Raw genomic sequence first — 13961 nt, 5'->3', positions numbered from 1 at the left:
ATTTGAATAAGATTGAAGTCTTTTTTTGAGAGGATGTGAAAGGATGAAAGAAAACGGAAGGAACAGACTGGCGAAATTTCAGAAATGGATGGTGCGGGGAAGTCTGACGGCAGGGCTCTGCTGGGGAATCTTTTTTTCCTGGTATTCTATTAAGGAAGCCATTCCGGATAAAATCTGGATGGAACAGGGAAAAGAAGAAAATTTTGATTTCCATCTGCCCATTACCGGAGAAATGGACCAGGAAGGTCTGGAGGTTTTTGGAAATCAGTCTCCGGAGGTGGAAGCAGACAGAATCCGGCTGGATTTAAATGAAAGTTTTTCTCTGAAATCCAGGAATCAGGGAAGTTATTCCATGAGCTGCAGGCTGTTCGGCCTGTTTCATATAAAAGAAGTAGCAGTTGAGGTAATCGAGAAAGAGCAGGTGGTGCCCTGCGGTATTCCCGTGGGAATTTATGTGAAAACCGACGGGATTCTGATTATTGGAACAGGAACGGTAACCGGAAGCGATGGAATGAATTATGAGCCGGCGGAGAATCTGGTGAAAAGCGGAGATTATGTAAAGACAGTAAATGACCAGGTGGTGGAAACCAGGGAAGACTTAATTGAGAAAATCAACCAGTGTCAGGGAAAATCTGTGATACTGGGCGTTTTGCGCGGGGAAGAATATATTCAGTTAAAGCTGCAGCCGGTACAGACTTCGGAAAATGAATATAAGCTGGGTATCTGGGTGCGGGATGACCTGGCAGGTGTGGGAACATTGACATTTTATGATGAAGAGGGGGATTACGGCGCGCTGGGACATCCGGTCAGCGATTTGGATACCGGGACAAAAGTTAATATGGGAGAGGGGACTCTGTATGAAGCGGAAGTGGCAGGCATTACAAAGGGAGAAAAAGGGAATCCCGGAGAAATTGCCGGAGTTATCACATATCTTGACCAGTATCGGCTGGGAACCGTAGAGGAAAATACCAATGTGGGTATTTACGGTAATCTGGAAAAGATACCTGAAACAGTGAGTCAAAGCCCTTATTATCCCATTGGCCTGAAACAGGATATTGAAAAAGGAGAAGCCACCATTATTTCCACTGTTTCCGGGGAGCGGCGGGAATATTCCATTGTCATTACCGACGTGGATTATAACAGTGAAAATAAGGGAATTCTGTTTCAGGTGACAGATGGAGAACTTTTAAGTCTGACCGGGGGGATTGTGCAGGGGATGAGCGGAAGCCCCATTATCCAGAACGGAAAAGTCATAGGCGCAGTCACCCATGTGTTTGTCCAGGACGCCTCCAAAGGATACGGGATATTTATTGAAAATATGATACAGCATTGAGCCAGGTAAAGGTGAAAACTCCATGCGTCTCTGCTGCCAGCAGCAGGAAACGCATGGAGTTTTCAGGTTTATGTGGCTCGATGGCAAAGCCAAAAAGCCTGAGAATCCAACGAAGAAGGGTTATATCTTTGCCGGATGCCACAATGGCAGGAAGACATACAATTTCAGAACTGCAGTAACAGAGTTTTTATGGAATATTCAAAGAGGAATTCATCTGCAAATACTGTTTTTTATCTAACTGATAAACTAAATCAGGCAGCTAAGGGTTATTCTATCCGGAAACGTCGGTGGTAAGAATGATGGAGATACGCAGACGGTATGAATAAAATCCTTTGTTGTGCTTCCAGAAAAAATAGTTATAATGAGAAGTAGAAAATGTAAAGTTCATATGGGAACGGGCGGTGTCCCGTTCCTGCTGGAATTATGAGTTGGTAATAATGCAGATGAAAAATATACAGCTCAGTTATTCTGACAATCTCGTCTGTGAATATATCGGTTCACAATTATCTGCCCGCTGTAACATTTCGCGGACATTTGCTTGTTATACTATGTAAAAAAGCAGAGGAGTGTGGATATGAAAAAGATCTTGCTGGTAGAGGATGACGACCTTTTAAATAAAACGCTGACTTACAACCTGATCTCTGAGGGTTATGATACCGTATCAGCTCTGAATGCCGGCACAGCCGCCGAGTTATTGGCGCAGACGGAATATGACCTGGTACTTCTGGACATTAACCTGCCGGATGGCAGCGGCTATGACCTGTGCAGGCTCATAAAGCCGGAGAACCCTGACACGCTGGTTATTTTCCTGACTGCCAACGACCAGGAGAGCGACCAGATCCGGGGGTATGAAGTGGGGGCTGTGGATTATATTACCAAGCCCTTTTCCATTGGGGCGTTGCTGCGGAAAATACGGGCCATGTTCGCTATGCTGGAACACCGGGGGCTGGCAAAGGATTTCTATGATGATGGCAGGCTGTTTCTGGACTTTTCAGAACAGACAGCTTCGTTGAATGGGAAGCCTCTTACCCTTTCCCCCATGGAGTATAAGATGCTGTACCTGTTCTGCAAAAACCCCAAACAGATTCTGACCAGGCAGCGCCTTCTGGAGCGGCTGTGGGATGCGGAGGAAAACTATGTGGACGAACACACACTGACAACCTCCATCAGCCGTATCCGGGGCAAGATTGAGGCGGATGGCGATACTTATATCAAAACGATTTACGGGATTGGGTATCAGTGGATGGGAGGCGAGAGAAAATGAATCCGGGGCGAATCTCTGTAAAAAGGATATTCCTGTTGCTTAGCGGCGGTATGGTAGTTTCCATGCTGGCCATCTGCGCGGTTTTCTTTGTGGTGACAGGACAGATATGGATGCTGATTGTCGGTATATTACTGATGCTCTGCGCCCTTGCATGGATGTTCCTTCTGACGGCTGCTTTCAGCAAACGGCTTTCCATATTTACCAGGGAGCTCTGCCGGGCAATGGACCAGATGATAAGCGGAAGCGGAGAGCCTGTGCGCGCCGGGGACAGTGAAACACTCTTTGCCCGTATCAGCTACCGTCTGACCCGGCTGTATGGGATCATGCAGGAGAACCGGCGGAAGGTGGATGAGGAACGGCAGGAGCTGCAGATGCTGGTGTCAGATGTTTCCCATCAGGTAAAAACACCGGTGGCAAATCTGAAAATGGTGACGGACACGCTGCTTTCAAAGCCGGTCACAGAGGAAGAACAGCTGGAGTTCCTGAAAGGCATCCGGAATCAGACGGACAAGCTGGAGTTCCTTTTTCAGGCTCTTGTGAAAACCTCACGCCTGGAAACCGGGGCGATCAGACTGGAAAAGAAAGACGCCCCGCTGATCGATACGTTGGCGATGGCCTTAAGCGGCATCGTATATGCGGCGGAGAAAAAGAATATATCCGTAACGGTGGACTGTCCGGAGGATCTCATCCTTTCCCATGACAGCAAGTGGACGGCGGAAGCCGTGTTCAACCTGCTGGACAATGCAGTGAAATATACCCCGGCCGGAGGAGCCATCCGAATTTCAGTAGAGCAATGGGAAATGTATGTAAAGCTTAGTGTGTCCGATACCGGCAAGGGTATCCCGGAGAGTAATCAGGCCGCTATTTTCCGGCGCTTTTATCGTGAGGAAGAAGTACACGAACAGCAGGGCGTGGGCATCGGCCTGTATCTGACCCGCGAGATCGTAACGAGGCAGGGCGGCTATATCAAAGTGGTTTCGGAGCCGGACAGGGGTTCGGAATTTTCCATTATGCTCCCTACAAGATAATTTTTTGAAATGTCCGAGTCTTGTAACATTTCAGCCGCATTTTTTATGCCGCTTCGGACATTTCTGTGACATTTGGATTTTATAATGTCCTTATCAACAGGCAGAAAGCCTTGAAACACCACAAGGGTATACCTGTATGTCCTGAAAAACAGGACAGAGATAAGGAAAGGAGCATTTGATTATGAATGTATTACAAACAATCGATCTGAAAAAGTACTATGGCAGTGAGCCAAACATTACCCGCGCCCTGGATGGCGTCAGCCTTTCTGTGGAACAGGGTGAGTTTGTGGCGATTGTCGGAACGTCCGGCAGTGGGAAATCCACCCTGCTTAACATGATGGGCGGGCTGGATACGCCCACTTCCGGCAATGTGATTGTCCGTGGGGATGAGCTGGCAAAAAAGAATGACGAGGAGCTGACTATTTTCCGCCGCCGCAACATCGGCTTCATCTTCCAGAACTATAACCTTGTCCCGATTCTGAATGTGTATGAGAACATTGTCCTGCCTGTGGAGCTGGACGGAGATGCGGCAGACAAGAAGTTCATGGATGAGATCGTGGGGATGCTGGCATTGGAAGATAAACTGCAGAATATGCCGAATAACCTTTCCGGCGGACAGCAGCAGCGTGTCGCCATTGCCCGGGCTCTCATCACCAAACCGGCCATCATCCTGGCCGATGAGCCCACCGGAAATCTGGATTCCAGGACCAGCGCCGATGTGCTGGGGCTTTTAAAGCGTACCAGTATGGAGTTTAACCAGACCATTGTCATGATTACCCATAATAACGAGATTGCCCAGCTTGCTGACCGGATCATAAGGATTGAGGACGGCAGGATCGTAGAGTAAGGAGGTGGCAGACTATGACATGGCCTTTTGAGAATGATACCAGCGCTATCATTAAAAAATTAGCGACTGCTCAATTAAAGAAAGAGCGTTTGAAGAAAATTTTTACGGTTACTGCAATTTCATTGGCAACATTTTTGATGGCATCCGTATTGCTCCTGGTTTCTGGAATTATTACAGTGAACCAAAATGGCGGCAATAACATAACGGGGTCTTATCATGCGCTTATTTCCGGCATAGAAAAAGAACAATATCAGAAATTGTCTGATGATGTGCGGGTGGATCTATGCGGATTCACAGCGTCCATTGGCAGCGTGAAATCCGGAAATGACCGCCTTAATATTTCGTATTGCAACAAGGATGCACTTACATTAAATGGGCTGTCTGTTTCTGAGGGAAAAATGCCGGAGAAAGCGAATGAGATCCTGATTGAACAGGAATATTTAATCCGGCAGAAGATAAATGCTAAAATTGGAGATACCATCCGGCTGCCAGACCCAAACAACGGCCAGGAAAAATCCTTTCTTATAACAGGATACCTGAAGACAGGGGCGAAAGGCACTGACCGTTCCTTATATGCGGCTATGGTTTCTGAAGAATACTTCTCAGAAATGGATGGATGGGATCACTTTTCACCGGCAGTCATGCTCCGTGTAAATTTAGATGCGGGCTCTGGGGATGTAAAAAGCTTAATATCGCAGATAGCGGCTGATGCAGGCTGTAAAGCGGCTCCTTCTTATAATGAAGCGTATCTGAATCTTAGCCAGCCTTCGGCATGGATGGTTCTGGCGGCTATTGCCGGGCTGGTTGTGATCGTGATCGCTGGTGTTTTGGTAATATACAACATTTTTTATATTTCCATCATCAATTCCATTAAAGAATATGGACAGCTCCGCACAATAGGGATGACAGCAAAACAGATTCAAAGGCTTGTTCTCAGGGAGGGGACTTTGCTGATGCTGCCTGCAATTCCGATTGGACTGATTGCGGGAATTGCAGCGGCTTATCTTTTAATTCCACATGGATTTGGGTTATGGAATGTGCTATGGATATGCCCGGTTGTTGTTGCGTTGACCTATGCCACTGTGCGCCTGTCCATCAAAAAGCCTGCGAAAATAGCTGCAGCCGTTTCACCCATAGAGGCTTCCCGCTATGAACAAAATAAGGGGCCGAAAGGTAAACATAGGCAGCACAGGCTGACGCCGGGGTCTTTGGCAGTCAACCAGGTTTTGCGTTATAAGAAAAAGAATATACTGACAGCCGCCTCCCTTGTCCTGACTGGCGTCCTGCTGTTAGGCTTATCCTCTGTCCTTTCTTCGATCAATGCAGAAGATATGTCTTTATCCGGATTTGCAAGAGGACAGTTCGTTTTAAAGATCTCGAATCAGGAGCTGATGGAAAATCCTTTGGAGATTCTGCAGGGATCAAGCCCTTTTACGGAGGAAGTGGAAAAAGAACTCTCGCAATTACCAGGTGTGCAAAAGATCATGAACGACCAGCATCTCCCGGTTTCCTATGACCTGCAGGCCCTGGAATCAGATGCTGAAATCGTGGGATTTGAGAAAGCAGATATGGATTTGCTGCAAAGCTGTCTCTTAAATGGAAACCTGTCAGATTATGGGCAAATGGCATCTGAGGATCAGATGGTGATTGGCAGGCCGAATGACTTTGAGAAGTATTTTGGCATTTATCCAAAAGTCGGCTCCTCTGTAATGCTGAAGATTTTTGATGGGCAGCATACGGAGAACCTGGAATTTGAGATTACGGCAGTCCTTGACGAAAGTAAGATTGGAAATCATGGCGATAAAATAGATATGCTGTTATTGCCGGTTGATTCCATGCAGAAAATCGCACACAGCAATCTGACATATCAGTATGTGATCCGTGTAGAGGATTCTTTGGAACAGCAGGCAGAAAACGAAATAGACCAGATTGTATCCGATAACCCGCGGCTGAGTGTGGATTCCCTTTCTGCTGCCATTGCCCAGAATGAAAACTTCCTGCAGGGGACACAGTTCGCCCTTGCAATAGCCATTGTTTTGATTGGCTGTTTTTCCGTGATGAATCTGTTGAATACAACTTTGACGGGAATTATCGTAAGGCGCAGGGAATTTTCCCTCATGCGTTCCGTGGGAATGTCCCAAAAACAATTATCCGTGATGGTCCATAAAGAGGGACTGATCGTAGTCGGCATGGGACTTGTATTATCTGTGATCATTGGCGGAGGGATTGGATATGTTCTTTGCTCATTTTTGAAAAACAGCCTGATGAGCTATTTGAATTATCAATTTCCATTGGGTATTACAATCCTGAATTGTGCGGTTATTATTTTATGTAGTGTGCTGATTACAACAGGGGCCTTAAAGCAGCAAAGCAAGTCATCCATGATGGAAGCTTTGCGATAATAGAAGGAGGTGGCGTACCATGACATGGCCTTTTGAAAATGATACCAGCGCTGTTACCCATAGGTTATCAAATGCCCGTATTGGACAGAACCGTTTCAGGAATCGTCTGATTGGGATCATTATCTTTATGGCGGCAGCCATTATGGCGTTTGTTTCTTCTTATGCATATAACATTACAAATGAATATGCGGCATCAACTGCATATCAGGGAATTTTCCAAAACCTTTCACAGGAGAATATCTCTTTGCTGAAAGAAGATCCCCATATTCAAAAAGTGGGTGTATATCAGTCTGTCGGCATGACGGAACAGGTAAATGGCATCACAATGGGTATGGTATGTTCTGATGAAACAACCATGCAGCTCTCCAACATCACACTGTTGGAAGGACGTATGCCCCAGGCAGCGGATGAATTGCTCGTGGAAAGGGGATATATAGATGCCCTGACTCTAAAAGCGGGGATCGGCGACACAATATCCCTTCATTATCGCAATCAGGCAAGCCGTCAGTTAGAAACTAAAGATTTCCGGATTACAGGTTTTATTCAGACAACCGCTGAGAATGACAGGGACAGGGTTGCTTATAACGCTATTGTTTCACAGAATTTTGTGTGGGAAAACCCTGCTCTTTCCACTGGGCCGGTGGCAGCTATGGTTTCTGTCCATGATACTGCAAAATATACCAATCAGGAATTAAAAGAGCTGATACGGACGATTGGCTTGGATTGTGGGATCTCTGCAGACAATATTCAGGTAAATAATTTATACATTGACAGCAATAACATGTCAAAAGAGACGGTACTGACGGTTTTGCTCGTTGGGTTGGTCTTAATCGGTGTATGTTCCCTGGTTGTCTACAATATATTTTACATTTCGGTTATAAATAATGTAGCTTCCTTTGGGCAGCTGCGCACGATTGGTACTACGAAGAAGCAAATCAGACAGATTATTTCACGGGAAGGAAACTATCTTGCGCTTCATTTCATTCCGTTTGGATGTATGGCAGGCGCGATGTTATCTTTTTTGATAGACCGGAGTGCTTTTCAGCTGCTTCCAGATATTGTGATTGCATTTTTATCAGGAATCGCTGTATTTATTTGTGTAAGGCTGTCTGTTTTAAAACCGGCAAAGATTGCCATGTCAGTTTCACCTGTGGAAGCATTCCATTATAGCGGTTATAGCGGAACAAAAAAGAGGAAAAAGAGCGGGAAGCATCTTACGCCGTTTTCACTTGCGGCTATGAACCTGTTCCGTAACAGGAAGAAAAGTATATTGACCTTTATTTCACTGGCTTTGAGCGGAATGATGTTTATAGGGATTTCTTCCCTGCTATCCTCCCTTGATCCTGAGCAAAGGGCGAAACAGGCCTTCCCTTATGAGGGAAGTTATGTGGTGGAATTGAACCGGGCGCTGGTCACGCCTACGTTTTCCCTCACTCAGCTGCAGGAAAACAATCTACTGACAGATGAATTGAAAAATGATATTTTGTCAATTGACGGGGTAGATGAAATTATCTGCCAGCAGGAGATATGCGTCGGGATAGATGGAATGGAAACGGCAATCCGGAGTATGAACACAGAGGATTATAAGGAATTAAAGAACAAGATAATGATCGGGGAATTGCCGGGTTATGACCATACAGGGGAAAACTCCCTTATCATTAACATGGGCAGTCCGGAATTAGAATACCTGCATAAGAGCTATGAGGTGGGCGATACCGTCACTTTTTCACAGGCAGGAAACAGCCTTACTTATACCGTATCTGCGATTGTTTTTGACAGGGACAGATCTGTCAGCTTTATCCTTCCGGCAGGTGAAATGGAACAGATGGTTCCCTATAATGCAAGCAGTGCGTTTGTGATCCGGGCAAAGACAGACAGTTATGCTGGAATTGAGGATGAATTACATTCATTGGTTTTGGCAAGCGATACTTTGCGCCTTAAAACATTAAAAGATATGACGATGCAATACAAAAGCGTGTTCAGCACAATTTCCATTGCGGCATATGCGCTGTTAGCGGTCATTGTCATATTTAGTATTATCAACCTGGTCAATACCAGTATGACAAATATCATTTCCAGAAGGAAAGAAATGGGATTGTTCCGGGCGGTTGGCTTAAGCCACAGACAGCTTTATCATATGATAGGATTTGAAAATGCATTTCAAACGGTTGGCAGTTTTGCCGCTTCCCTTATCTGTGGTCTGGGAATTGGAAAAGCAATATGCTCTGCCATAGGGAATGTGCCTGGATTCAGCTTCGTAAATTATACTTTTCCTGTAATACCGGTTTTCTTATATGTCCTGTTAGTTTTTATGCTTCAATTGGCCCTTACAAAATGGGCTGGCCGATATTGCAGAAAAAATAGTGTCGTAGAGCAGCTTCGTGTGACGGAATAGGAGGTGTAGGACATGACATGGCCTTTTGAAAATGATACAAGCGCCATTGTGAAAAAACTTGCAAAGCGCAGCCTGGCAAGCGAAAAGCGCCGGAACCGGATGGTGGTAATTGCCGTCGCCCTGGCGGCGTTCCTGGTTTGCTTGTCAGCGGTGATATCCGTTTCGATTGTGCAGATCCAGCGTAATCAGGTGGCCGACACCTATGAGGCGGTCTTCACCGGCGTGGAGACGGACCATGTGGCGGCGCTGAAAGACCTTCCGGAGCTTGCCCGCGTGGGTGAATACTATTTACTGGGGCAGGAGCATTCGGAGCAGGGATACAATGCATCCTATGTGTACTGCGACAGCGATATGGTGTATATTGCCCGCAGCCAGATGGAGCTGGTAAAAGGAGAACTCCCGGCAAAGGCGAATGAAGTCGCGGTCAGCGAATATTTTCTCTCCGCTTACGGTTCCAATGCCAAAATCGGTGAGACGGTCCGGTTGGATACCGAGAGCTTTCATGGCGACTATACCGTGACCGGAATCCTGTCTAATGTGGGAGAAAAGGAAGCGAATCTATGTGCCATTGCCGTTTCCAAAGCGGCCTTGACGCAGTGGGCCGGATTTGACCCTGCAGGATACCGTGCCTATGTGCATTTCAAAAATGACAGGCAGTTTGACCAGGAGACCATGGCTGCCCGTTGCCGGGAGATTGCCGCGCAGTTTGGCTCTGCGCATGTAGGGATGAACAGCAATTATTTTGCTTCTAACTCAAAGTCTATTGACTTTGTGACTGTTTTTGGTATAGCCGCCCTTGTGCTTGCCGGCGGATATGTAGTCATCCAGAGTATTTTCCGTATCTCTGTGAACGATAAAATACAAAGCTATGGACAGCTCCGCACCATTGGCGCAACACCCAGACAGATCCGGCGCATCGTGAAAAAGGAGAGCGGTCGGCTGGGCGGTATTGGAATCCTGATGGGTGTCCTGCTGGGTGTGGGCGGCGGCCTGCTCCTGTTTCCCAAAGGTTTCCATGGAGGTTATTATGGGGTAGCCGTACTTCTGACCGTGATGGTCTGCTGGTTCATGGTATCCATATCAGTTCACAGACCGGTCAAAATAGCTGCCAATATTTCACCGTTGGAGGCAATGCGTTTTTCCGCAGGTCAGGAAAAGGTACACAACAGAAAGAAACACCGGAAATTAAGTCCCATATCCATGGGATTTGCAAATTTTGGGCGCGACCGCAAGAAGTCAGTGAGCATTGCAGTATCCCTGAGCCTGGGCGGGATCCTTCTTCTGGTGGTATCCTCCATGGTTCTGACACGCTCGCCGGAGCAGGCTGCAAGGCTGTTTTTCCCGGACGGGGATATAAAGATATATCTGTCTTCAGAGCAGCCGGAGGAAGAGATTATGGCTGCAGGCAATCCGCTGAATGAGGAATTGCGGCAGGAGATCCTTTCTGTGGACGGGGTGACAGATGTGCTGGCCACCCGCCGGTCTCTGCACGGCAAATTTAGGACTTCCGAAAGTGCTGAAGCCGGTATGTGCGACATGCTGACGGACGCAAACTGCATGGATGTAGAAGCTGCGCTGGTATCAGGCGCCATGCCGGCGGATACCCACAGCGTCCTTTTGAGTACGGGTTATCAAAAGCACCATGCCGATATGGATGTCGGGGCCGCCATGGAGCTGACCCTGGGCCAGAAAACCGTGACAGTTACCATATCCGGACTGTTCGATGCGTCGAAGGCAGCAAACGGACATGGTGCGCTTGCCATGGATTCGGCAGCCCTGTTCGCACCAGAGGAGTTGTTTCATGAGATACATCCTGAAATCGGAAGCTTTGACTACTCCTGGAGTATTGTGAATGATCCCCAAAAAGCAGAGTTTGTGGAAAGCAGGCTTAAGGAGCTGGTATCAGGCCGCAGCAATCTTGGAATGGATACGATAGACGCACATATCGAATATGAGAAAATGCAGAGCAGCATTATTTTTGGAAGCCTGCAGGCTCTTTCCTGGCTGATCTTCCTGTTCGGCGTTGTCAACCTGATCAATACGACGCTTTCCAACCAGATGTCTAGAAAGCGGGAGAACAGTATCCTGCGCTCCGTTGGCCTGACCGGGAAGCAGCTGTGCCGGATGAGTATCACCGAGGGGATGTGCCATGCGCTTTTTGCGGTGCTTACTGTTTTAATCCTGGGGCTGCCGATTTCCATGGCAGTCTGTGGGTCAGTCAGTAAGAAATCCTTTGCCGGCGCAGTTGTCCCATACCAGTTCCCGTTCCTGCAAATGGGGCTGTTCCTCATGGTGCTGTTTGGCATGGAGGTGGTCCTGTCTGTATGGATGGTGCGCAGGCAGAAAAAGCAATCCCTGGTTGAGCAGATAAGGGCGCAAAGTTAAGCATTTCGCGGCAACAGATAAACATTTCACAGCAATTAAATTGTTTTGGCATTTCGGACAGGTTATCATAAAATGTCAGTCTATGACAACGGCAAAAGTTTTTCTTTTGCCGTTGACGAATAATGGCGAGGAGGTGGCGCATTGATCCGTATTGCAATCTGTGATGATGAAAAACACATGTCCGATCATATAAGGGCAATGGCCTCCGATTTTTTCCGTAAAAAGTACAGGGAGATTCAGCTTCGGACATTTTCAAGTGGCGAAGAGCTGCTAAGCTACGACGGGCAGATCGACATCCTGTTTCTGGACATCCAGATGAAGGGCATGGACGGCATAGAAACGGCAAGGAAGCTGAGGGATTCTAAGTTCCGGGGATTCCTGATCTTTATCACGGTACTGAAAGAGATGGTGTTTCAGTCTTTCGAGGTAGAGCCTTACGATTATCTGGTCAAGCCGGTGGAGGAAAAACAGTTTGAAAAGACGATGGAGCGCCTTTACACTTCCATGCAAAATGCCAGCGAAGACAGCCTGCTGGTGCAAAAGGGATATGAGGGGCGCATTATCCGGGAGGAGGAGATTGTTTTCTGCGAGATCATAGACCGGAAAATATATCTGAACCTGGCTTCCGGCGAGGTTGTTGATTATTATGAGCGGATCGAAAATCTGGAAACGAAGCTGGGCAGCCATTTTTTCCGGTGCCACAGGAGCTATCTCATCAACCTGAAGCATTTAAAAGGATATAAAAACGGGACTGCCTGTATGGATAACGGCAAAGAGGTTCCCGTATCACGGCTGCGGAGTAAGGAGTTTTCCAGTGTTGTTCTGCAGTATATGAAGAATATGTAAGGTTTTTTTACATATGGGGGCAGGTAGCATGGCTGAGTATTTAGATTTTTTTAATGTATATATAATGGGCGCTGTCGAGATGTCCTTCCAGTTTTATTTCCTGGCAAAAATTTTGAAAAAGAAAATGTGGCCTCCTTTTTATTTCCTGTTTGCAGTAGGTGCAGTGATTGTCGATCATTTTCTTGCGACAGGCATGATAATCAGATTTGTGGTGTTTGTATTTCTGCTTACAGCATATGGGATTTTTGTCTGCCATGGGGATTTTAAGTCTTCCCTTCTGTATGCGGCTCTGACGACTGAGATCATGCAGCTATGCTATGGAATTGCGAAATCCCTGATCAGCCTTTTATGCCCGCTTTTGCCTACTGTTTTCCCTGATACGGCAGGTATCGCATTCATGCTGACCAGTGAAGCGGTGTCACTGGCCCTGACCGTTTTTTGTTATTATATGATGTACCGTTATTTTTCCGACTATACTACAGTGGAAATGCAGCAAATGTTTCTGGTTTTCATCCCCATTTTGATGATATTCATTATGAGCGAGTACATCAATATGGTAGAATTTGAATTCCAGATTAAAATCCTGGCGGAAGACGGACCTTTTGAGTATCTGCTTAACCACTGGCAGTTGCTTGCCCTGCATCTTTTAGGGCTTGCCGGTCTGTTCTGCATCCTGTTTTCCTATAAGAAACTGCAGCAGAGTTTTTGTTTAAACACTGAAATTTCACTGCTGGAACAGCAGGAACATTCCTTGAACCAGTATGTGGAGGAAGCGAAAACCCGTTACGATGAGACAAAGTCCTTCCGCCATGACATCAGAAACCACATCGCAGTGGTAAAAAAGCTCCTGCAGAATGGGAAACTGGAGGAAGCCATAACCTATATGGAGGATCTGGACGATATGGCGGAAAAAATGTCATTCCCCTGCAGTACCAATAATCCGGTAGTGGATATTCTGGTGGGGAACAAACTGGGGATTGCAAAAAGCATGGGGATCGATGTGGACTGTTCCCTCCTTCTGCCATACCCCTGTGGCATCCGGGATATTGATATCTGTATTGTCCTGTCAAATGCACTGGATAATGCAATCCATGCAGTAAAAAAACTGGGTGCCGGCATAGAAAAGTATATCCGTGTGTCCGGGCGGATCCAGGGGGATTTCCTTATGATGGAAATTCAGAACAGCTTCCATGGGAAAAGCGCGTTCAAAAAAGGGACAGGTCTGTCGAATGTAAAAAAGGTGGCTGAAAAATATGGAGGCGCCATGAGTATAGAGACACAGGGGCATGTATTTGTCCTCCATGTGCTGCTGATCATTCCACAGCATCCAGAAAGCAGCACACAGCAAATGGATTAAAATGCTGCTTTCTACAGCCGAAAAAAGAAAAAGGAAGATGCCAGTCAACTTAAGGAAGATATCTGACAATATCAATTTGAAGGAGGAAGGCAAATGCGAAGCAT

9 protein-coding genes are annotated in these 13961 nt (G+C 46.7%); all 9 read left to right on the top strand.

The genetic code is table 11. The features are described 5' to 3' along the window. Positions 1–43: 43 nt before the first annotated feature. The 9 genes from spoIVB to VSQ32_08420 all read left to right on the top strand — a co-directional run bounded on the left by spoIVB (position 44) and on the right by VSQ32_08420 (position 13857). Complete coding sequence (spoIVB, locus tag VSQ32_08460; protein MEH2942892.1) at positions 44–1333, top strand: SpoIVB peptidase; 1290 nt, start codon at positions 44–46, stop codon at positions 1331–1333. 574 nt (positions 1334–1907) lie between these two features. Beyond that, a complete protein-coding gene (locus VSQ32_08455; GenBank protein MEH2942891.1) occupies positions 1908–2597 on the top strand; it encodes a response regulator transcription factor in 690 nt (229 codons plus the stop codon). Further along, a complete protein-coding gene (locus VSQ32_08450; protein ID MEH2942890.1) occupies positions 2594–3625 on the top strand; it encodes a HAMP domain-containing sensor histidine kinase in 1032 nt (343 codons plus the stop codon). The genes VSQ32_08455 and VSQ32_08450 overlap by 4 nt, the downstream gene beginning before the upstream one ends. 181 nt (positions 3626–3806) lie before the next feature. Next, positions 3807–4472, top strand: a complete 666-nt coding sequence (locus tag VSQ32_08445) for an ABC transporter ATP-binding protein (protein MEH2942889.1) — start codon at positions 3807–3809, stop codon at positions 4470–4472. Positions 4473–4486: 14 nt separating this feature from the next. Continuing rightward, positions 4487–6874, top strand: coding sequence for an FtsX-like permease family protein (locus tag VSQ32_08440; GenBank protein ID MEH2942888.1), 2388 nt, complete (start codon positions 4487–4489; stop codon positions 6872–6874). A 19-nt stretch (positions 6875–6893) separates the two neighbouring features. Continuing rightward, positions 6894–9269 carry an FtsX-like permease family protein gene (locus tag VSQ32_08435; GenBank protein MEH2942887.1) on the top strand — a complete coding sequence of 792 codons (2376 nt, stop codon included), beginning with the start codon at positions 6894–6896 and terminating at the stop codon, positions 9267–9269. 12 nt (positions 9270–9281) lie between these two features. Then, complete coding sequence (locus VSQ32_08430; protein MEH2942886.1) at positions 9282–11654, top strand: ABC transporter permease; 2373 nt, start codon at positions 9282–9284, stop codon at positions 11652–11654. A 141-nt stretch (positions 11655–11795) separates the two neighbouring features. Next, a complete protein-coding gene (locus VSQ32_08425) occupies positions 11796–12500 on the top strand; it encodes a LytTR family DNA-binding domain-containing protein (protein MEH2942885.1) in 705 nt (234 codons plus the stop codon). A 28-nt stretch (positions 12501–12528) separates the two neighbouring features. Continuing rightward, positions 12529–13857, top strand: a complete 1329-nt coding sequence (locus VSQ32_08420) for a GHKL domain-containing protein (GenBank protein ID MEH2942884.1) — start codon at positions 12529–12531, stop codon at positions 13855–13857. Positions 13858–13961 lie beyond the last annotated feature (104 nt).

The organism is Lachnospiraceae bacterium JLR.KK002 (genome assembly GCA_036941025.1).
Lineage (GTDB): Bacteria > Bacillota > Clostridia > Lachnospirales > Lachnospiraceae > Petralouisia.
This window is presented reverse-complemented; position numbering and strand designations above follow the sequence as displayed.